This is a genomic window from Streptomyces sp. NPDC051987, assembly GCF_040680735.1.
Taxonomy (GTDB): domain Bacteria; phylum Actinomycetota; class Actinomycetes; order Streptomycetales; family Streptomycetaceae; genus Streptomyces.
Genome location: NZ_JBFAXI010000007.1, coordinates 17,620 through 38,040, shown reverse-complemented (window position 1 = coordinate 38,040; position 20,421 = coordinate 17,620). Strand labels below are relative to the sequence as shown.

At 74.5% G+C, this 20,421-nt stretch carries 14 protein-coding genes, 1 pseudogene and 1 riboswitch; of the genes and pseudogenes, 7 read left to right on the top strand and 8 right to left on the bottom strand.

Going from position 1 to position 20,421, the window contains the following annotated elements; genetic code table 11:
* Window positions 1–18 precede the first annotated feature (18 nt).
* Window positions 19–1,230 carry an acyltransferase family protein gene (locus AB0M11_RS05820; RefSeq protein ID WP_365701782.1) on the bottom strand — a complete coding sequence of 404 codons (1,212 nt, stop codon included), beginning with the start codon at window positions 1,228–1,230 and terminating at the stop codon, window positions 19–21.
* 180 nt (window positions 1,231–1,410) lie between these two features.
* On the opposite strand from AB0M11_RS05820, the gene AB0M11_RS05815 reads away from it, so the two are divergent.
* On the top strand, window positions 1,411–2,763 hold the full coding sequence (locus AB0M11_RS05815) for an FAD-binding protein (protein ID WP_365701780.1): 1,353 nt from the start codon (window positions 1,411–1,413) through the stop codon (window positions 2,761–2,763).
* Between the two features lie 273 nt (window positions 2,764–3,036).
* Window positions 3,037–3,249: pseudogene (locus AB0M11_RS05810) on the top strand (alpha/beta hydrolase); the annotation flags it as partial.
* On the opposite strand, the gene AB0M11_RS05805 reads toward AB0M11_RS05810, so the two are convergent.
* Window positions 3,215–4,147: a pyridoxamine 5'-phosphate oxidase family protein gene (locus AB0M11_RS05805; protein WP_365701778.1), complete on the bottom strand. Its 933-nt coding sequence runs from the start codon at window positions 4,145–4,147 to the stop codon at window positions 3,215–3,217. The pseudogene AB0M11_RS05810 and the gene AB0M11_RS05805 overlap by 35 nt on opposite strands.
* 3 nt (window positions 4,148–4,150) lie before the next feature.
* The gene (locus tag AB0M11_RS05800) at window positions 4,151–4,843 is read right to left on the bottom strand and encodes a hemerythrin domain-containing protein (RefSeq protein WP_365701776.1); all 693 of its coding nucleotides are present in this window, start codon (window positions 4,841–4,843) and stop codon (window positions 4,151–4,153) included.
* A 180-nt stretch (window positions 4,844–5,023) separates the two neighbouring features.
* On the opposite strand from AB0M11_RS05800, the gene AB0M11_RS05795 reads away from it, so the two are divergent.
* Window positions 5,024–8,359, top strand: coding sequence for a BTAD domain-containing putative transcriptional regulator (locus AB0M11_RS05795; RefSeq protein WP_365701774.1), 3,336 nt, complete (start codon window positions 5,024–5,026; stop codon window positions 8,357–8,359).
* An 18-nt stretch (window positions 8,360–8,377) separates the two neighbouring features.
* On the opposite strand, the gene pgm is transcribed toward AB0M11_RS05795, so the two are convergent.
* The 5 genes from pgm to AB0M11_RS05770 form a co-directional block, all read right to left on the bottom strand.
* Entirely contained in the window at window positions 8,378–10,018 is a 1,641-nt protein-coding gene (gene pgm, locus AB0M11_RS05790; protein WP_365701772.1) for a phosphoglucomutase (alpha-D-glucose-1,6-bisphosphate-dependent), read from the bottom strand.
* Window positions 10,019–10,137: 119 nt separating this feature from the next.
* A complete protein-coding gene (locus tag AB0M11_RS05785) occupies window positions 10,138–10,524 on the bottom strand; it encodes a barstar family protein (RefSeq protein ID WP_365701770.1) in 387 nt (128 codons plus the stop codon).
* A 143-nt stretch (window positions 10,525–10,667) separates the two neighbouring features.
* Entirely contained in the window at window positions 10,668–11,423 is a 756-nt protein-coding gene (locus tag AB0M11_RS05780) for a CbtA family protein (protein ID WP_365701768.1), read from the bottom strand.
* Window positions 11,424–11,445: 22 nt separating this feature from the next.
* Window positions 11,446–11,667: a CbtB-domain containing protein gene (locus tag AB0M11_RS05775; RefSeq protein ID WP_365701766.1), complete on the bottom strand. Its 222-nt coding sequence runs from the start codon at window positions 11,665–11,667 to the stop codon at window positions 11,446–11,448.
* A gap of 36 nt (window positions 11,668–11,703) precedes the next feature.
* Window positions 11,704–11,845: riboswitch (cobalamin riboswitch) on the bottom strand.
* A gap of 16 nt (window positions 11,846–11,861) precedes the next feature.
* The gene (locus AB0M11_RS05770; protein WP_365701764.1) at window positions 11,862–12,968 is read right to left on the bottom strand and encodes an enoyl-CoA hydratase/isomerase family protein; all 1,107 of its coding nucleotides are present in this window, start codon (window positions 12,966–12,968) and stop codon (window positions 11,862–11,864) included.
* Window positions 12,969–13,254: 286 nt separating this feature from the next.
* Between AB0M11_RS05770 and AB0M11_RS05765 the strand changes: the two genes are divergently transcribed.
* From AB0M11_RS05765 to AB0M11_RS05750, 4 genes are all read left to right on the top strand, one after another.
* Window positions 13,255–14,493 carry an EfeM/EfeO family lipoprotein gene (locus AB0M11_RS05765; RefSeq protein WP_365701762.1) on the top strand — a complete coding sequence of 413 codons (1,239 nt, stop codon included), beginning with the start codon at window positions 13,255–13,257 and terminating at the stop codon, window positions 14,491–14,493.
* The gene (efeB, locus tag AB0M11_RS05760; protein ID WP_365701760.1) at window positions 14,490–15,740 is read left to right on the top strand and encodes an iron uptake transporter deferrochelatase/peroxidase subunit; all 1,251 of its coding nucleotides are present in this window, start codon (window positions 14,490–14,492) and stop codon (window positions 15,738–15,740) included. Before AB0M11_RS05765 ends, efeB begins: the two co-directional genes overlap by 4 nt.
* Window positions 15,741–15,926: 186 nt before the next feature.
* Window positions 15,927–17,759 (top strand): alkaline phosphatase family protein, encoded by a 1,833-nt coding sequence (locus AB0M11_RS05755; RefSeq protein WP_365701758.1) that lies wholly within the window; start codon window positions 15,927–15,929, stop codon window positions 17,757–17,759.
* Between the two features lie 226 nt (window positions 17,760–17,985).
* On the top strand, window positions 17,986–20,358 hold the full coding sequence (locus AB0M11_RS05750) for a SpoIIE family protein phosphatase (RefSeq protein WP_365701756.1): 2,373 nt from the start codon (window positions 17,986–17,988) through the stop codon (window positions 20,356–20,358).
* Window positions 20,359–20,421 lie beyond the last annotated feature (63 nt).

The window sequence follows — 20,421 nt, the reverse complement described above, 5'->3', positions numbered from 1 at the left end:
TGCGGCATGTTCGCCGGTTCAGCGGCTCCCGGAAAGGACCCGGTCGGCGTTTCGCGGGCCGTCCTGCGCCAGGCGGTCCTCCCGGCCCCGGAACGCCCACTCCATCCGGGGTTCCATCACGCAGCGGAAGACCCGGCGCACCGGTGGCGTGCACAGCAGGGTCACCACCACGGCGGCGACGAGGGTGGCCGTCACCGCGCCCAGCGGGCCGTGCATCCAGGCCGGGTCGTACCAGTGGGCGGGCTTGGCGCCCTGGACGACGAAGCCGTGCAGCAGGTAGCCGTAGAGCGTGCCCGCGCCGAGGGCGGTGAACCAGGTGCGGCGGCCCGGGACCCAGGCGAGGAAGCAGGCGGTCAGCACCAGGGAGCACCCGAAGGTGGCCAGCGTCATGACGGGCCCGTACCAGGCGGGCACGCCGAGCTGCTCGGCGCTGTCCCGGTGGAAGAACCAGCGGTAGCCCAGGTGCGGCACCGACCAGTACGCCACGGCGAGGGCGCAGCAGGCGACGGGTACGGCGGCCACCCGGACGCGCCGGCGGCGCAGCAGGCGGAAGTGCTCCGGCCGCAGGCACAGCCCGAGCACGAAGTACGGCAGGAACTGCAGGACCCGCTGCAGGTCGAGGTCGTTGCCGATGGACGACGACAGGCTCGCGAGCATGGCGACGACGAGCGCCACGGGCAGCGGCCGACGCAGTTGCCGCCAGACGGGGGTGGTCAGCCGCCAGACGAAGAGGGCCGCGAGGAACCAGGTCAGGTACAGCGGGTCCAGCAGACTGATCTCGCGGTCCGGGGCGTGGTCGCTCCAGCGGGTGAAGAGGGTGTAGGCGACCTCGAACACCACGTAGGGCACGGCGACCCCGGTGACCAGCCGCCTGATCCGGGCCGGGCTCGCGTCGAAGCCGCGGGAGAAGTAGCCCGAGACGATGATGAACGCCGGCATGTGGAAGGCGTACACGAACGTGTAGAGGGCGGTGACGGTACGGCTGTCCGAGCGCAGCGGCTCCCAGGCGTGCCCGACGGCGACGAGCACGATCGCCAGGTACTTCGCGTTGTCGAACCAGGCGTCGCGACGGGCGGCCGGTGGGCCGCCTCGGCCGGCCGGGGCGGGGCCGGGCGACGGGACCGGACGGGGCGGCGGGGCCGGTGAGCGGTCCTCGTCGGGCGCGGGGGTGTCGAACGGGGTAGCTGTTTCGCGGGAGCCGGACAGACCGGAACACCTCTCATGCGGCATGCGCTCCGGAGAGCGGCGGGGGACGGGGCGGTACTCCGGTCACGCTGCTCTCCGGAATCCGGACCGGTAAACACACGATGTTTTTCGGATGCCGGAGCGGGAAACGGGGACCGTCCGCCGTGCCCGGGGCGCGAAGATGGGTCGGCCCGTGTCGACCGATGCCTCTGGGGAGCGTGCCACGTGACGTCGTCGGACCGTGTCCGCGCAGGATTCGCGGACCTGTTGGACACCCGCCCGGAGATCCTGCGGGAGGCCGCGGAGGACTTCGGCCACCTGGTGTGCGCACCGCCCCTGGGCGTGCTGCGGCCCCGGTCGGCGGCGGGGGTCAGGGACGCGCTGGCGTATGCCGGACCGCGCGGGATCCCGGTGGCGGCGCGATCCGGCGGCCATTCGATGTACGGCCAGGGACAGGCGCGCGACGGCATCGTCCTCGACCTGCGTGAGCTCGCCGCGGTCGGGCCGGTGACCGGCGACCGGGTGGAGGCGGGGGCGGGGGCGCTGTGGCGGGACGTGCTCGCGGCGACGCTGCCGTACGGGCTCGCCCCGCCCGTGCTCACCGACTACCTCGGGGCCGGCGTCGGCGGGGTGCTGAGCGTGGGCGGGCTGGGCGGCGCCAGTCACCGGCACGGCCTGGTCGCCGACTCGGTGCTGGAGCTGGAGGTGGTGACCGGCGCCGGCGAGCACCTGATCTGCTCGCCGGAACGGCACGGTGCCCTCTTCCACGCCGTCCTGGCCGGTCTGGGACAGGTCGCCGTGATCATCCGGGCCACCCTGCGGCTGTCCCCCGCGCCCGCCCTCGTCCGCCGCTACTGCCTGCACTACCCCGACCTCGACGCCTACCTCCGCGACCAGCGCCTGCTGGCGACCGACCGGCGCTTCGGCCACCTCGAAGGACAGGCCCGCCCGGCCGAGGGCTCCGGCGACGACTGGACGTACATGGTGGAGGCGGTCGCCGGCCACCGGGGACCGACCCCGCCCGACGACAGGGCGCTCCTCGGCGGCCTCTCCTTCGCCGCCTGCGAGATCACGGACCTCGGACACGCCGAGTTCGCGCACCGGGTCGCCGCGGACGAGGAGGTCCTGCGCGAGACCGGCGAGTGGCTGCACCCGCACCCCTGGCTGAACCTGCTCCTGCCCGACGACACCGCCGCCTCCGTGGTGACCGGCATCCTCACCGACCCCGCCTTCCGGGACCTGCGCGTCAACGGCCTGGTCCTGCTCTACCCCCTCCTCACCGGCTCCCTGCGCGCCCCGCTGTTCCGCCGCCCGCGGGGCGAGGTCGTCCACCTGCTCGCGCTGCTGCGCACCGCCGCACCGGGCGCGGCCGGCCCGATGGTGGCCGCCAACCGCGCGGTGTACGAGCACGCGCGGGCGCGGGGCGCGGTCGCCTACCCGGCCAACGCGCTGCCGATGTCCCCCGGAGACTGGCGGCAGCACTACGGCAGCCGGTGGAGCGCCCTGGCCGAGGCCAAAGCCGCCCACGACCCGCACGGCGTCCTGGGCGGGGGGCACGGCCTGTGGGAACCGGTGTGAGCCGGGAGCGCACCGGGAGGCCGGCCTCGGGTTCCGTGGCGGTGTCGAGGCGGCCGCGTCGTACGCGCGGACTTCGGGGTCGCCGGGGCCCGGTTTCCTGACGAAGCGCCACGCCGAGCGCGGCCGGGGGTGGGCGCCGGGGGGGCGCCGCAGGCACTCGCGGGGGCCGGCCCCCGGCCGGACGCGGCAGCCGACCGGAGTGAGCGCGGGGCGGCCCGTGCCTGGCGCGAGGGCGCAGCCGGGCCAGGTCCGACGCCCACGGCCACGACGGCCGGCGACCCGCGCACCGTCTGCCAGGGCGCGCGGGCGGTGCACCGGGACTGGCCCAGCTCCCGGCTGGTGACCCTGCGCGGTACGGACCAGCACGCGGTGTTCGGTGTCTACGGCAGTGGCTGCGCCGACGCGACGGTCGGCGCGTACCTCGCCACCGGGCGGCTTCCCGCGGCGGACGTCACCTGCGCCGCGCGTCCCGTGCCAGCGCCCTGAACTCCTCCCAGCGCACCCGCGGCCGGGGCAGGCCGCGCCGGCCCAGATAGCGGTCGGTGGCCCGCCTCGTGTCGCGGAGCACGCGCACCGCGTCGCTCACCCGGCCCGATCCCATGGGCTCCACCACCTTGGTGGGGACCAGCACCCAGCCGGTGCCGGCCGCTCGCAGTTCGCCGCGCACGAGGGCGTTGTGCAGGTGGTTGAGGTGGTCGTCGTGCCGGTGCACGAGCAGGGCGGCGGGACCGGCGGCGGCCGGGCAGTCGGCCGGTACGTCCACGGCGAAGCCCTCGCTCGTGGGCACCGGCCGGGTCCGGGCCAGCACCGGCGCCCCGGAGGCGTCCCGCGCGGCGAGCACCGCCGTGCGGAAGCGGGCGAGCTGGGCGGCGCCGGCCAGGTCACCGGTAGCGGCCGGCGCGGCGGAGGCGGCGGACGCGCCGGCCGCTTCGGACAGCGGCGGCCGTACGACGACCTGCCCCGGTGTCACGGTGATCAGCAGCCGCAGGTAGTACCAGTCCATCAGGAACCGCATCGGCGCCGAGACGTACGCCCTGCTGTGCGGCTGCCGTTCGAACAGCATCCGCCAGTAGTCCTCGGCGCCCTGCGGTCCGGTCATGATCTCGTCGGGGCAGTCGGCGTGTCCGCCGACGAATATCTGCGGGGCCCCCTCCAGGCCGCTGCCGGTGGGGTCGGAGAAGAGCAGGGCGACGCGGCCGTCCCGGCGGATGTTCAGCGCCTTCTGCGCGAAGGCCAGGGAGGTGCTGAGCAGCAGGGTCCCGTCCGGGCGGCGGCGTACGGCCGTGGGCCAGGCGAGCGGGGTGCCGTCCCGGCCCAGGGTGGCGAACTCGCAGGTGCGGTAGGCGTCCAGGGCGTCGAGCGGGGCGGAGTCGAGCAGGCTCATGGTCTACTCCCCCGCCAGAGGGGCGCGCATGGCGCGGCAGTAGGCGGCGTACTGGCGGCGGCCGACGGCCTGCCAGAGCAGCCGGCCGAGCAGCGGGACCTTGCCCAGGAAGAAGGCGCTCTCCTCGGGGGTGGCCTCCTCCAGGATCGCGCCGAGGGCCAGCAGGCGCTTGTTCTTCGGCAGCCCTTCCAGGCCACGCTGCCCCACCCGTTCCCATTCGGCGACGGTCAGATGCACGGCGACCAGCGGCAGCACCGAGCGCTCCTCCTCGTCGAGGTGCTCCAGCAGCGCGGTCCGGTGCGCGTCGAGCGCCAGCGCCAGTTCCTCGCCGGGTGTCCGGTCCCCGGACCGCTCCCACGGCTCGGTCCACTCGGCGACCGCCCCCAGGGTGCGGTCGATCGCCTCGTGCTGCCGCGTCATCCGTTCCACCAGCGCCTCGTCGTGCGCGGCCCGCTGCCGCAGCAACGGCCAGATCAACTCGTCCTCGGCGTGGTGATGGTGGTGCAGGCCGAGGGCGTAGTCGCGCAGGGCGGCGGCGATCCGCGCCGCGCGGGCCCGGTCGCCGTCGGGCACGGCGCGCACCAGCCGGGGCAGCAGCGCTGACTCCCGGCGGAAGACCCGGTGGACCACGACCATTTCGTGGGTGTGGGGGCGCTCCGCGGTGGCGGAGGCGCCAGGACTGCTGTTGAGGGACACGCTTTTCCTGCTCCAACGTTCTGGTGACGGCGTCGGCTGCCCACCGTGCCCCGCCCCACTTGGGGTCTGCTTGGCGGCCTGCTTGGCGGCGGGTCCGGCAGCCGGCGCGGCGGTCCCGTGCGGCCGGCGTTCAGCGTCTGTTGACCGGATCGACGCGGCGCTCGGGTAGATTCCCGCGGCGTGCTGCGTTTGAGAGTCCTGGGTCCGCTGGGTGCCGACCTCGCCGGGACACCGGTCGAGTTGGGTGCCCCGCGGCAGCGTGCCGTGCTGGCCCTGCTGATCGCGGCCCGGGGCGCCGTGGTCCCGGTCGACCGGATGACGGACGCGCTGTGGCGGGGCGAGCCGCCCGCCAAGGCCGGTGCCTCGCTGCACGCCTATCTCTCCAATCTGCGCCGGTCGCTGGAGCCGGGGCGGCCGCCGCGGGCACCGGGCACCGTCCTGGTCACCGTGGCGCCCGGGTACGCGCTGCGGGTGGCCGGGGACGCGGTGGACGCCTGGCGGTTCGAGACCTGGGTCGGGCGCGCCCGCACCGCCCCGGCCGAGGAGGCCCGGCTGCTGCTCACCGAGGCGCTGGGCTGGTGGCGCGGACCGGCCTTCGCGGAGCACGCGGACGAGGAGTGGGCCGCCGCCGAGGTGGTCCGGCTGACCGGGCTGCGCCGGGAGGCCGCGGAACTCGCGGTGGCGGCGGACCTGCGCACCGGCCGGGCCGCACAGGCCGCGACCGACGCCGAGTCGCTGGTCCGGGACAGCCCGCTGCGCGAGGAGGGCTGGCGGCTGCTCGCGCTCGCGCAGTGGGCCTGCGGCCGCCAGGCCGACGCCCTCGCCGCGCTGCGCCGCGCCGGTGCCGTCCTGCGCGCCGAACTCGGCTGCGATCCGGGGCCCGCCCTGCGGGACCTGGAGCACGCCGTGCTCAACGGGCGGCTCGACGTGCTGCGCGCCGCCGTGCCCGAACCCGAGCCGGCGCCCGCCGCCGTTCTCGCCCCGCGCGGCGGGCCCGGTCTGTTCGTCGGCAGAGGTCCGGAACTGCGCGGCCTGGACGAGGCGGCGCGGGCCGCCCGGCAGGCGGGCGGCCTCGTGCTGGTGACGGGTGCGGCCGGGGCGGGCAAGTCCGCGTTCCTCGGCCGGGCCGCCGCCCGGCTGCGGGAGTCGGGCTGGCGGGTGGTGATCGGGCGCTGCCCCGAGTACGAGGGCGCGCCGCCCGCCTGGGCCTGGGTGGAGGCGCTCGGCGCGCTCGCCCGCGAGGTGCCCCCGGACCGGCCGGAGGAGCTGGCGGTACTGCTGCGGGAGCAGGAGAGCGCGGCCGCCCCGGCCCAGGACGAGGCCGCCGCCGGCCGCTTCCGGATGCACCGTGCCTTCGCCGCCTGGCTGCGTGCCGCGGCCGCCCGGGGCCCCCTGGCCGTGCTGCTGGAGGACCTGCACCGGGCCGACGCCGAGACCCTCGCCCTGGTCGAGGCGGCGGCCGCCGTCACCGGGGTGCCCCTGCTCACCGTCGCCGGTTACCGGCCCACCGAGGTCGGTGAGCACCTCCTGAAGACCCTCGCCCATCTCGCCCCGGCGGCCCCGCACCGCATCGCGCTCGGCGGCCTGACCGTGCGGGACACCGCCACCCTGGTCGAGGCGGTGTGCGGCACGGCGGTGGATCCGGCGACCGTGGCGGCGGTGGCCGAGCGCACCGGCGGCAATCCTTTCTACGTCCTGGAGAGCGCCCGCCTGCTGGCGGACGAGGGGGCGCTGGTCGCAATCTCCGACGTCCCGCAGGGGGTGCGTGACGTGCTGCGGCGGCGCCTGGCGCTGCTGCCCCCGGCCGCCCGGTCCGTGGTGCAGCTGACCGCCGTCCTGGGTCTGGAGGCCGAGGTCGCCCTGCTCGTCGACGCCGCCGACACGGACGAGGAACAGGTCCTCGGGGGCCTCGACGCGGCGCTGGCCGCCGGCCTGCTCGCCGAACCCGGGCCGGGCCGCGTACGGTTCGTGCACGCCCTGGTCCGCGACACCGTCTACGCCGACCTGTCCGGCGCCCGGCGGTCCCGGCTGCACGCCCGCGCCGCGCGCCTCCTGCGCCACCACCGTCCCGGCGAACTCGCCGCCCTGGCCCACCACTTCGCCCGGTCCGGCAGCACGGCCGACGCCCCGCTCGCCGTCGACTACGCACTGCGGGCCGCCGAGACCGCCGAACGGCGCTACGCCCACGACGTCGCGGTCACCCTGATCCAGCAGGCGATCGACACCCATACCGCCGCCTCCGGCGACGACACCCCGCCGGACCGGCTGATCGAGCTGCTGGTGCGGCTGCTCGGCGCGCAGGTGCGGACCGGCGCCACGGACGCGGCCCGGCGCACCCGGCAGCGTGCGGTGGAGCTCGCCGAACAGGCCGACCGGGGCGACCTGGCCGCGGCCGTGTACGGGGCCTGGACCGAGCCCGCGCCCTGGCGCAGCCGGCTCGAAGGGCCGTACGACGGGACGGCGCTGGCCCGCCTGGAACGGCTCGCCGCCGATCCCGGCCTCGACGGCCCGACGCGGGCCCGGGTCCTCCAGGCACTCGTCGACGCGGTGGCCGCCGAGGACCCGCCCCGGGCCGCTCAGGCGGCCCGCGCCCAGCTGGCGCTCGCCCGTGAAGACGGCGAACCGGGTTTGATGGCGGCCGCGTTGATGGCCTCGGCGCGGTTGCTGCCGCACGAGACCATGGCCGGCACCCGGCCGCCGCTCACCGCCGAACTGCGCCGGCTGGCCCTGGCCCACGACCTGCCCGCCTATCGCTGGGTCTGCGAGAACCTGGACGCCATGACCGCCGCCGCCCGCAACGATCCGGCCGCGGTGCGGCGGCACACCGCGCAGGGTCTGGTCCTCGCCCGCCGCTACCGCCTGGTGTGGGCCCAGGGGCTGAGCGCCGCGACCTCCGCGATGCTGGCGGCCGTGACCGGGCACTTCGAGGCGGCGGAGACCGGGTATGCCGAGGCGGACACCCTGTTGCAGCGAGTGGGCGCCCACCACGCCACCGGTCTGCGCACGCTCGGGCTGATCAGCATGCGGCTCGTCCAGGACCGTGCGGCCGACGTCGAGCCGCTGACCCGGACGGTGTACGAGGCGGCGCCCGGCCAGGTCGGGGTGGCGTGGGCGCTGGTCCTGGCGCGCCTGGGCCGGCTCGACGAGTCGCTGGCCGTACCCCGGTCCGCCGAACCGCCGCGGGACCATCTCTACGGCCTGGAGCTCGACTTCCGCGCCGAGCTCGCGCTGCTGCACCGGGACCGCGACGCGGCGGCCGCCCTGCTCGGGCACCTGCGGCCGCTGCGCGACCAGCTGGCCGGCGCGGCGGGTGGGGCGTACGCGAGCCGTCCCCTCGCGCACGCCCTGGCCGACCTGCACCGGCTCCTCGGCGAGGAGCAGGCCGCCGCCGAGGGCTACGCGCTGGCCGCCCGCACCGCGCACGCCTGGGGCTCGGCCCACCTCGCGGCGAACGCCCGCCGGGCCGCGGCGGACCTCGCCGCGGCCCGCGCACGCCGTCGCACCTTCACGGGCTGACCGGCACCGCCCGGGGCGTCAGCCGCCGAGCGCGGTCATCACCACCGCCTTGGCCTCCTCCTGCACCCGGGCCAGGTGGTCGGGGCCCTGGAAGGACTCGGCGTAGATCTTGTAGACGTCCTCGGTGCCGGAGGGCCGGGCCGCGAACCAGGCGTTCTCCGTGGTCACCTTGATGCCGCCGATCGCGGCGCCGTTGCCGGGGGCCTCGGTGAGGACGGCGGTGACCGGCTCCCCCGCCAGGGTCTGGGCGGTGACCTGGGCCGGGGAGAGCTTGGCGAGGAGGGCCTTCTCCTCCCGGGTGGCGGGGGCGTCGATGCGGGCGTAGGCGGGTTCGCCGAAGCGGGCGGTGAGATCGGCGTAGTGCTCGGAGGGGGTCCGGTCCGTCACGGCCGTGATCTCGGAGGCGAGCAGGGCGAGCAGGATGCCGTCCTTGTCGGTGGTCCACACCGAGCCGTCCCGGCGCAGGAAGGAGGCGCCGGCCGACTCCTCGCCGCCGAAGCCGATGGCGCCGCCGACCAGTCCGTCCACGAACCACTTGAACCCGACCGGGACCTCGACCAGCCGGCGGCCGAGGTCGGCGGCGACCCGGTCGATCATCGAGGAGGAGACCAGGGTCTTGCCGACGCCGGCGTCCGCCGCCCACTGCTCGCGGTGCCGGTAGAGGTAGGAGATGGCGACGGCGAGGTAGTGGTTGGGGTTCATCAGGCCGGCGTCGCGGGTGACGATGCCGTGCCGGTCGGCGTCCGCGTCGTTGCCGGTGGCGACCCGGAACTCGGCCCGCTTCTCGATGAGCGAGGCCATCGCGTACGGCGAGGAGCAGTCCATGCGGATCTTGCCGTCCCAGTCCAGGGTCATGAACCGCCAGGTGGGATCGGTGTACGGGTTGACCACGGTGAGGTCGAGGCCGTGCCGTTCGGCGATCCGTCCCCAGTAGGCGACGGACGCGCCGCCGAGCGGGTCGGCGCCGATGCGCAGTCCGGACGCCCGGACCGCGTCGAGGTCGAGGACGCTGGGCAGGTCGTCGACGTAGACGCCCATGAAGTCGTACCGGCCGGTGGTGGGCGCGGCGAGCGCGCGCTCGTACGGGACCCGCCGGACGTCCTTCATCCCGCCGGTGATGATCTCGTTGGCGCGGTCCTGGATCCAGGAGGTGGCGTCGGAGGCGGCGGGGCCGCCGCTGGGCGGGTTGTACTTGAAGCCGCCGTCGGCCGGCGGGTTGTGCGAGGGGGTGACCACGACGCCGTCCGCGAGGCCGGTGGTGCGGCCCCGGTTGTGGGTGAGGATGGCGTGCGAGACGGCCGGGGTGGGGGTGTAGCCGTCGGCGCTGTCGACGAGGACGGTGACGCCGTTGGCGGCGAAGACCTCCAGCGCGGTGACCTTGGCCGGCTCGGACAGGGCGTGGGTGTCGGCGCCCAGGAAGAGCGGGCCGTCGGTGCTCTGGCCGCTCCGGTACTCGCAGATGGCCTGGCTGGTGGCCGCGATGTGGTCCTCGTTGAACGCGGTCGCCAGTGACGATCCGCGGTGTCCCGAGGTGCCGAACGCCACGCGCTGGGCGGGGTCGGACGGGTCGGGGTGCAGCGCGTAGTAGGCCGTGACCAGCCGGGCCACGTCGACGAGGTCCTCCGGAGCCGCCGGCCGGCCCGCTCGCTCATGCGGCATGAGTCCACTCCTCCGCAGTCGTTGATCGTTCGCTCGCCGCCCATCTTTCCCTGCCGGTGGCCGCGCACGCGAGTGCGGCACCGGCCGCGCGCCGAGGACTCGGCGGGTTCACGGCGGGTTCACCGGAGTCGCAGCGCGTTCGGGGCCCGCTCTTCGAAGATGTCGACCAGCCAGTCGAAGACGGTGGCTCCGCGTCCGGCGCGGGCCTCGGCCAACTGGGCGGTGAACTCCGCCCGGTGGGACGGGTGGCTGCGGGCGAGCCTGCTCTCCAGTTGGCGGGCGGTCTCCGCGTGGCCCAGATGCGCACGGGACGTGTCGTGGTCGCGCCACTCGAAGACGAAGTCACGGTCGTCGGGCGTGCCGAAGCCGCCGCCGAGGCAGTCGGCGAACGCGTCGAGGTTACGGCCGAAGTAGCCGCCGGGGCCGTTGACCGCCTCGCCGACCACCCGCCAGAAGTCCTCCAGGGTGGTGATCGCGGTGCCGTCCAGTACGTAGGTCTGCGTCACGGCCCGCAGGATACGACGCGCGCCGGCCGTGAGCGGGGACTGCGGCCCTGCGCGGGGCGACGCGGAGGTGGGTGACGGAACGGGCGAGGGTCTCCGGAATTCGCCTGGCTCCGGAGGCCCTCGCCCGTCGTTCGGCGGGTGGGTCAGTGCGGTGTGGGCACGGTGCGCGTCGCGGCCGGCGCCCCGGCCGGTCTGGGGTTGAGGACGCGGTCGGCCAACTCGCCGAAGAGCAGGCCGAATCCGCCCCACAGCGACACCTGGATGGCGAGCGCCGAGAGCCGGAACCGCCAGAGCAGGGTGGCCGGGAAGTCCTTCGGCACCTCGTTGACGACCGGCAGGAACTGGTACGCCAGCCCGATGACGACGGCGAACGCGACCACCGCGAGCACGGTCGCCCACCAGGTGCCCAGCCGGGGCCGGAGTCGCCGGCCGAGGAGGGTGGCGGCGACCGCGAGGAGCACGCTGAGCAGCATCATCAGGAAGTACAGCGTGGTCCGCTTGCCGATGGTGTCCGGGTCGCCCACGGACGGCGGGTTGGCCGGGTACTTGAGGAACGGCACCACGTACACGGCGACGAGCGCGCAGCCGGACAGCAGCAGCGCGGTCGCCCGCGGCGAGAAACGGCCGACGCGGCCGAGGGCGAAGCAGTAGGCGAGCGCGGCGATGCCGCCGAAGGAGACGCCGTAGACCAGGACACCGGTGGCCAGGCCCGCGGTGGACTGCAGGGAGCGCGAGACGACCGCCATCTCGTGCTCGTGCGTGTGGGCGTCCTCGAAGCTGATCGCCTTGTCGACGTTCGGCTCGCCGAGCAGGTAGGCGACGACCAGGGCGAGCACGCCGGCGGCCAGGCCGGCGAGCATGCCCCGCACCAGGAGGTTTCTTACGGTTGCGGAGTTCATCGGGTGTGCGGTGTCCCCCGCGTCAGTGGCAGGGGAAGCCGAGCAGGTGGCGGGCGTCGTGCACCCATTCGTGGACGTTCGTGCCGCTGAACACGGAGGTGGCGCCCTGTTCGGCGCCGACGAAGTACAGCAGGACCAGCATCAGGATGCCGAAGAAGACCGCCCAGGGAGCTATCGCGGACAGCGGCAGCTTGGCGGGGACGGCGGGGGTGGTGGCGGTCGGCGGAGCGACGGTCTGCGCCATGGCAGGACCTCCTCTGGGAGTTCGCGTCCCATCTCGGTGGTGCACAGGACGACGGCCACGGGTCTGACTCACGAGCGGCCCTGGGGCTCTCGCATACAGTGGCGCGACCGTGCCGGATTCCCACCGGCTTCCGTCTCGCCGTCGTCGATATCGGACAGACCGTACCGCGTGTCAGGGGCACGGCCAAGACCGCGTCAGCAGGCGTGATCTTCGTCTCGCGCCTGGTGGGCGGCGGTCGGGAGGGGGCAGCCCGCGGCGACCAGGCCCAGTTCGCGCTCGCCGAGCGGGGCGAAGAAGCGGTCGACGTCGGCGTCGGTGACCTCGGCGAGGGTGGCCGGGGACCAGCGCGGGGCGCGGTCCTTGTCGACGACCTGGGCGCGGATGCCCTCCACCAGGTCAGGGGTGGCGAGGGTGGCGCAGGAGACCCGGTACTCCTGGTTCAGGACCTCTTCCAGCGAGCCGAGCCGCCGGGCCCGGCGCACCGCCCGCAACGTGACCTTCAGGGCGGTGGGCGACCTGGACAGCAGGAGGTCCGCGGTCTCCTTCGCCGCCGGGTCGCCGTGCGCGCGGAGCCGCCGGACGATCTCCTCGACCGTGCCGGCCGGGTAGCAGGCGTCGATCCACGCGCGGTGCCCGGCCAGTTCGCCGTCCGGGGCCCGCCGCACCTGCCGGGCGAGCGCCTCGGGCACAGGCAGCTCGGCGAGGTCGGCGAGGAGGGCGGGGAGCGCGCCGGACGGCACGTAGTGGTCGGCGAGTCCGCACAGCAGGGCGTCGGCGGCCCCGATCTGAGTACCGGTCAGGGCGAGATGCGTGCCGAGTTCGCCGGGCGCCCGGCCGAGCAGGCGGGTCCCGCCGACATCGGGAACGAAGCCGATCCCGGTCTCCGGCATGGCGATCCGCGACCGCTCGGTGGCGATCCGGACGCTGCCGTGGGCCGAGACGCCGACCCCGCCGCCCATCACGATCCCGTCCATCAGCGCGACGTACGGCTTCGGGTAACGGGCGATACGGGCGTTGAGCCGGTACTCGTCCCGCCAGAACGCGGCCGCGGCCGACCCGTCGCCGTCCCGGGCGTCGTCGTGGACGGCACGGATGTCGCCGCCGGCGCACAGGCCGCGCTCGCCTGCCCCGGAGATGACGACGGTCCGCACGGCCGGGTCCCGCTCCCACTCGGTGAGCGCCTCGTCGACGCGGCGCACCATCGTGTGCGTCAGCGCGTTGATGGCCTTCGGCCGGTTGAGCGTGATGTGCGCGGCCCGTCCGTCGACGTGCAGCAGGACGGGTTCCTCGGCGCCGGTCATCCGGACACCTCCGCCGGGCCGCGGGCCGCGCTGAGGCGCATCATCTCGTCGGTTCCTTCCGGACGGGGCAGGACGCACGGGTCACGAACGATCTTCTCGCGACCGTCCCACCCTCCGCACACCGCCCCCGGACGGTCCTGCCGAGCGCGAGTCCGTCGCCGACGGTCTGTCCGACCGGGGTGTGGGTCGCCCCGGCAGGGGTCCTCTGGAGGCCGGGTGAACCGGGAGGGAACTCTTGGTCATGGGTTTGCCTGGGCGGCCGTTCGAGCGGCAAGGGCTGCCTAGCATGAGGCGATCACGAACGGTACGGATCCCCTGGGAGCTCGGGATGGTGTTGTCCGGCCCCGGCTGGAGGTCGTCACGTCCCTGGGCGGTCGTCGGTGTCGCCGTCGTGTGCCTGGTGGCCGGGTTCCTGGCGCTCACGCACGAATCGCGGCAGGCGCACGCCGGCCCAGCCGCGCTGCCGCACACCACCGTGGAGGTGTCCGCCAGCCGCTGCGGCCGGGGCTGGAGCGCCCCTGTTCCCGGGGTCCAGGTCTTCGACCTGCACAACCCGACCGACGGTGCCGCCGACGTGCTCCTGGAGGACCCGGCGAGCCGGGCCGTGTACGGCGAGGTGGAGGGCATAGGGCCCGGTACGACCCGGGAGCTGACCGTCCGGCTCGGCAAGGGCGCGTACGCGTTCCGGTGCGTGCCCGACGACGCCGACGCCGTCACCGGGCCGACCGTCCGGATCACCAGGGGCCGCAGCGGCCCGGCCGTGGCGCCGGTCAGCGAGCACGACCTGATCCCGCCGGCGCTGGCCTACCAGAAGTGGGTCGGCGGCGGCCTGGCCGACGTCGTACGGCTGACGACGGCCCTGCGGGCCGCGATCGACCGCGGCGATCTCGCCGCCGCCCGTGCCGCCTGGCTGCCCGCGCACCTGGAGTACGAGCGGCTAGGCGCCGCGTACGACGCCTTCGGCGACGCCGACGGCGCGGTCGACGGCACGGACGCGGGGCTGCCCGGCGGGGTCCACGACAAGGACTTCACCGGCTTCCACCGGATCGAGTACGGGCTGTGGCACGGGCAGTCCGCCGCCGGCCTGCGCGGCCCGGCCGCCGCTCTGCTCAAGGCGGTCACGGCGCTGCGCGACGGCTGGGCGCAGACTCGGATGGACCCGGCCCAGCTGGGGCTGCGGGCGCACGAGATCCTGGAGAACACGGTGCAGTTCGAGCTGACCGGCCGTACCGACTTCGGCAGCGGCAGCAACCTCGCCACCGCCCGCGCCAACCTGGACGGCACGGTGGCGGTGCTGGCCCGGCTGCACCCGCTGCTGACCACCCGGTACGCCGGTCTGGCCGCGCTGGAGAGCGAGTTGCGGCGGGCCGGCACGACCCTCGACGGCTTCGATCACGACGGCACCTGGACGCCGCTCGGCAGGCTCGGCCACCGGCAGCGCGAGGATGTCGACGCGGTCCTCGGCGACCTGGTGGAGCGGTTGGCGTCGGTGGCGACCCTGTGCGATCCGCGGAGGACGGCATGAGCGCGCACGAGACGACCGGCAAGGGCGCGGTGGGCCGCCGCGGGTTCCTGCGCGGCGCGGCCCTCGCGGGCGCGGGGCTGGCGGCCGGCGGCGCGACGGCCCCCGGCACGGACACCTCGGACACCGGCGCCGCCACCGGCACACCCGCGATCGCTCCCTTCCACGGCGCCCGCCAGCTGTCCGCGATCGCCCCGCCCCGCCGGACGACGGTGTTCGCCTCCCTCGACGTCACCGCCGGCAGCCGCGCCGAGCTGACCGACGTACTGCGCACGCTCACCGACCGCGCCCGCTTCCTCACCTCCGGCGGCACCCCGGCTCCGGTCGGCATCACCGGGCCGCCCGCCGACTCGGGCGTCCTCGGCGGCCAACTGCCGTCCGGCGCACTGGCGGTGACCGTCGGGGTCGGCGGCTCCCTCTTCGACGACCGGTTCGGGCTCGGGAGACTGAGACCGCGTCGGCTCACGACGATGCCGGCGTTCCCGGACGACGACCTGCGGCCCGAGTGGTGCCACGGCGACCTCAGTTTGCAGTTGCACGCGGACGACACGGACACCGTGCTGCACGCGCTGCGCGACATCGCCCGGCACACCCGGGGCGGTCTGCAGGTCCGCTGGCGGCTGGACGGCTTCACCAGTCCGCCCCGGCCGTCCGGCACCCCGCGCAACCTGCTGGGCTTCAAGGACGGCACCGCCAACCCGGAGACCACCAGTGCCCGGGAGATGGACCGGCTGGTGTGGGTGGGCCGGGACTCCGGCGAACCGGACTGGGCGGCGGGCGGCAGCTACCAGGTGGTCCGGCTGATCCGGATGCTGGTGGAGTTCTGGGACCGGGTCTCGCTCAGCGAGCAGGAGCGCATGTTCGGCCGGTCCCGCGAGTCCGGGGCGCCCCTGGACGGCGACGCCGAGCACGACACGCCCGACTACGCCGACGACCCGAAGGGCGACGTCATCCCGCTGGACGCGCACATCCGGCTGGCCAACCCGCGCACCACGGCCACTGCCGACCAGCGGATCCTGCGCCGCGCGTACAACTACGACCGGGGCATGGACAGCAACGGCAACCTCGACATGGGCCTGCTGTTCTGCTGCTACCAGCAGGACCTGGCGCGGCAGTTCGAGACCGTGCAGAAGCGGCTGGCCGGGGAGCCGCTGACGGACTACGTCTCGCCGTTCGGCGGCGGCTACTTCTTCGCCCTGCCCGGTGTGCGGGACCGCGACGACTGGTACGGGCGCGCCCTGCTGACCTGAGCCTGTCCGGACAACTTCAGGTGATTTCCGTAGCCGATACGGTCAACACGCAGTCAAGGTTTGCCCCGGCATCCCTGACCCGGTGTTCATTCACCCGCCATCACGGCTCCGCCGGAACGCCCGCGAACGAGCGAAGCATCCCTGGCTGTACGACGCAGTGACGCTCATGCCCGGAGGGGAACCCGCATGGCCAGCACAGGAAGACGAACGGCGACGAGGAGCCTCGGCGCTCTCGCCGGGGCCGCCGTACTCACCGTCCTCGGCGGTACCGCGCCCAGCTGGGCCGCCGCACCCGCCGGGCACAGCGGCGGCTCGTCGACCGCCACCCCGATCAAGCACGTGGTCGTGCTGTTCGGCGAGAACATCTCCTTCGACCACTACTTCGCGACCTACCCGAAGGCCGCGAACACAGACGGCACCAAGTTCACGGCGTCCAGAAGGACCCCCAAGGACGTCGACACCCTCGCGCACGCCGGGCTGCTGACGAAGAACCCGAACCAGTACCTGCCCAAGCGGCTCACCCCGGCGCAGGCGATGACCTGCGACCAGAACCACTCCTACGGCCCGGAGCAACTGGCCTACGACGGCGGCAGGGCCGACCAGTTCGTGCAGAACACCGAGGTCGACAAGTGCTCCGGCGGCCTGTTCGGCGAGCCGGGCCTGGTCATGGACTACTACGACGGCAACACCGTCACCGGTCTGTGGAACTACGCCCAGCAGTACGCCCTCGACGACCGCTCCTACAGCTCGGTCTACGGCCCGTCCACGCCCGGCGCGCTCAACCTGGTCTCGGGTCAGACGCACGGCGCGATCTCCGTGGACCCGGTCACCGGCAAGCAGACGCCGACCCCGGACTCCTACGCCATCGCCTCCCCGGACGCCAAGGGGGTCGGCACGGTCGTCAACGACCCCGACCCGGCCTACGACGACTGCTCCGACAAGGACCACACCAGCACCAGCGCGCTGGCGGCGCTGCGGGGCCGGAACATCGGTGACCTGCTCAACGCCAAGAAGGTGACCTGGGGCTGGTTCCAGGGCGGCTTCCGCCCGTCCACGGCCTACACCGGCACGTCCGGCTCGTGGGCCAGGTGCGACACCGCGCACACCAACGTGGGCGGTGCCTCCGTAATCGACTACAGCCCGCACCACAACCCGTTCTCGTACTACAGGTCGACGTCCAACCCGCACCACCTGGCGCCGAAGAACGTCGCGGAGATCGGTCACAACGGCCGGGCCAACCACAACTACGACCTGACCGACTTCACCGCGGTGGCCAAGGCGGGCAAGCTGCCTGCCGTCAGCTTCCTCAAGGCCGGCGAGTACCAGGACGGCCACGCCGGCTACTCCGACCCGATCGACGAACAGCACTTCCTGGTCAACGAGATCAACACCATCCAGAGCTCGCCGCAGTGGAAGTCCACCGCGATCGTCATCGCCTACGACGACTCCGACGGCTGGTACGACCACGCCTACGCCAAGCCCCGCAACGGCTCCAAGGACAGCACGGTCGGCTCCAACGGCAAGGCCCTCGACAGCGTTGCCTGCCAGGCCGGCCCGGCCGCGTCCGGCGGCTACGCCGACCGCTGCGGCCCCGGCACCCGGCAGCCGCTGCTGGTCGTGTCGCCGTACAGCAAGGTGAACAAGGTCGACCACACCCAGACCGACCAGTCCTCGATCATCCGCTTCATCGAGGACAACTGGCACACCGGGCGCGTGGGCGACCACTCCTTCGACGCCACCGCCGGCTCGCTGACGAACATGTTCGACTTCCGGCACCCGAACGACAAGCAGGTACTGCTGAACGCGAACGGCTCCGTCCGGCACATCGGCCCGATCCGCCACGTCGCCCCGGTGAGCACCCGCATCACCCCGGGCCCGGCGATGGTGGACACGGCCGCCACGACCGACTCCGGTCGGTTCCCGGCCCTGCCGGTCGGTCTCGGCGCGGGTGCCCTGGTGGCCGCCGGCGCCACGGGCACCTTCCTGGCCCTGCGCCGCAGGCAGCGCACGGCCCTCTGACGCCGATCCCGTCCCGCCCCGCTCGGCACGGTCCACCTCCCCGGACCGTGCCGAGCGGCGTACTCCCCGCAGGGCGTTCTCACCGGGGTGCGGCTTGCGCGGCGGGCGGCCGCCGGAGGGACGGACCACGGCGTCCGCCGGGTACCCGTCAGGCGGCGGTCGTGCGTGCGGTTGTCGTCCGTCGTGCGGCACGGGATGCTGAGGGAGCACGGAGGGAAGCGGTGCCATGGATCGTTTTCCGAACGCGGCCGACGTCGAGTTCCACAGTCCTCTGGACCTCACCAAGGCCGCGGCCGCGGTGCTGGACGCCGAAGGCCGCGTCTCGGGGTGGGGTCCCTCGGCCCAGCGTCTCCTCGGCCATCGGCCCGAGGACGTGGTCGGCCGGCCGGCGGCCCTGCTGCTGGCCGCGGATCCCGGACAGCGGCTCTCCGGGCTGTGCAGGGCGCCCCAGCCCCGCAGCACGGTGCTGGACCTGTCCCGCAGCGACGGCAGCAGCCTGCGCGCGGCCGTGACCTTCAGTCCGCTCGCGCCCCGGGGCGTGGCCGCGACCGTGGTGGTCGCGGCGGAGCTGGCGGCGCTGCGCGCCTGGGAGGCCCAGCTGGCCATGCTGCAGGGACTGGCCACCGAGTCCTCCGTGGGCCTGACGATCTTCGACACCGACATGCGCGTGGTCTGGGGGAACGTCTCCACCGACCTGGAGCTGGCGGGGGTCGCCCAGTACGTCGGCCGTCCGGCCTCGGACCTCTTTCCCGAGGGCGAGTTCATCTCCCGCCACCACCCTCCGGACGAGGACCAGATCATGGCGCACGTGCTCACGACGGGCGAACCGATCACGGGCATGCACTACCGCGGGCGAGCTCCCGCCGACCCGGGGCGCGAGCACGTCTGGTCCTGCTCCTACCACCGGCTGGTGGACGCCCGCGGTGAGCCGCTGGGGCTGTTCGAGGAGTCGCTGGACATCACCGACCGCTACCGCGCCCAGGAACGGCTGTCGCTGCTGGTGCGGGCGGGCAAACGCATCGGCGCCTCGCTGGACGTGCGCCGTACGGCCGCGGAGCTGGCCGACGTGGCGGTGCCGCAGCTGGCCGACGAGGTGCTGGTGGACCTGCCGCCGGCGGTCATCGAGGGGCGTCAGCCGCCGACGGGTTCGGCGCCCGGACACAGCCTGCTGCGGATGCACGGCCGGACCCCGGAGGAGTTCCGGACCAGTCCCGTCTCCTACCCGCCGTCGTCGCCGCAGGCGCTGAGCCTGGCCACCAGCCGCCCCGTCGTCGACGCGGCCAAGGACGGGGCGCCGGACGGACCGGATCCGGACGGCCGCCACTCCAGCCTGTTCGTCCCGCTGCTCGCCCGGGACGCGGTGCTCGGCCTCGCCACCTTCCGGCGCAGCAGCAACCCCGACCCGTTCGGACCCGAGGAGCAGACCCTCGCGGTGGAGCTGACCGAGCGGGCCGCCGTCGGCATCGACAACGCCCGCCGGTACACCAGCCAGCACGCGGCGGCCCTGGTGCTGCAGCGGAGCCTGCTGCCGCAGCACCTGCCCGAGCAGAGCGCGGTCGACGTGGCGTACCGCTACCTGCCCGCCGACAGCCGGGTGGGCGTGGGCGGCGACTGGTTCGACCTGATCCCGCTGTCCGGGGCCCGGGTGGGGCTGACCGTCGGCGACGTGGTCGGACACGGCGTGCACGCGGCCGCGACCATGGGGCGGCTGCGCGCCACCGTGCGGACCCTGGCCCTGCTGGACCTGGACCCGGCCGAGCTGCTCACCCGGCTGGACGGCCTGGTCGCGCAGGACTCCGAACCCCACGCGGACGACGGGCTGGGCGACGAGGCGCTCGGGGTGACCTGCCTGTACGCGATCTACGACCCGGTCAGCGGCCGCTGTGTCTGGGCCAGCGCGGGCCATCCGCCGCCGATCGTGGCCGACGCGAACGGCGCGGTGGCGCTGTCCGCGCTGGCCCCTGGACCGCCCCTGGGGCTGGGCAGCCTGCCCTACGAGAACGTCGAGCTGAGCCTGTCCGACGACAGCGTGGTGGCGTTCTTCACCGACGGCGTGGTGGAGGACCGGCGCACCGACATCGACAGCGGTATCGACCGTCTCGCCCATGTGCTCACCTGGCAGCGCTGCCCGCTGGAGGAGCTCTGCGACCGCGCGCTGGCGACCCTGCCGCCGGGGCCGCAGGCGGACGACGCCACCCTCCTGCTGGTGCGCACCCGGCGGCTCGGCACCGGCCAGGTCGCGGACCTGGAGCTGCCGCCCGACCCGGCGATGGTGGCGCGGGCCCGCACGGACACCGAGCGCCAGCTGGAGACCTGGGGGCTGTCCGACCTGGCGTTCACCGCGGAGCTGGTGGTGAGCGAGCTGGTCACCAACAGCATCCGGTACGCCACCGGGCCCGTCCTGCTGCGCCTGATCAGGGACCGCAGCCTGCTGTGCGAGGTCTCCGACAACGCGCACACGGCACCGCACCTGCGGCGGGCCCGCCGGGACGACGAGGGCGGCCGCGGCCTGTTCCTGGTCGCGCAGATGTGCCAGCGCTGGGGCACCCGCTACACGGGGTCCGGGAAGACCATCTGGGCCGAACTGGCCATTCCCTGACCGGAGCGGCGGGGGGGGGGGGGGGGGGCCGGGGCGGGCCCCCCCGCCGGGCGCCCCCCCGCC

What these genes read in the sequence shown, in the direction of transcription:
- AB0M11_RS05805 (WP_365701778.1), bottom strand. Translation starts at nt 4,147, where the DNA reads ATGAGCCTGCTCGACTCCGCCCCGCTCGACGCCCTGGACGCCTACCGC.
- efeB (WP_365701760.1), top strand. Translation starts at nt 14,490, where the DNA reads ATGAGCGCGCACGAGACGACCGGCAAGGGCGCGGTGGGCCGCCGCGGG.
- AB0M11_RS05780 (WP_365701768.1), bottom strand. Translation starts at nt 11,423, where the DNA reads ATGAACTCCGCAACCGTAAGAAACCTCCTGGTGCGGGGCATGCTCGCC.
- pgm (WP_365701772.1), bottom strand. Translation starts at nt 10,018, where the DNA reads ATGCCGCATGAGCGAGCGGGCCGGCCGGCGGCTCCGGAGGACCTCGTC.
- AB0M11_RS05750 (WP_365701756.1), top strand. Translation starts at nt 17,986, where the DNA reads ATGGATCGTTTTCCGAACGCGGCCGACGTCGAGTTCCACAGTCCTCTG.
- AB0M11_RS05770 (WP_365701764.1), bottom strand. Translation starts at nt 12,968, where the DNA reads ATGACCGGCGCCGAGGAACCCGTCCTGCTGCACGTCGACGGACGGGCC.
- AB0M11_RS05755 (WP_365701758.1), top strand. Translation starts at nt 15,927, where the DNA reads ATGGCCAGCACAGGAAGACGAACGGCGACGAGGAGCCTCGGCGCTCTC.
- AB0M11_RS05775 (WP_365701766.1), bottom strand. Translation starts at nt 11,667, where the DNA reads ATGGCGCAGACCGTCGCTCCGCCGACCGCCACCACCCCCGCCGTCCCC.
- AB0M11_RS05820 (WP_365701782.1), bottom strand. Translation starts at nt 1,230, where the DNA reads ATGCCGCATGAGAGGTGTTCCGGTCTGTCCGGCTCCCGCGAAACAGCT.
- AB0M11_RS05765 (WP_365701762.1), top strand. Translation starts at nt 13,255, where the DNA reads ATGAGGCGATCACGAACGGTACGGATCCCCTGGGAGCTCGGGATGGTG.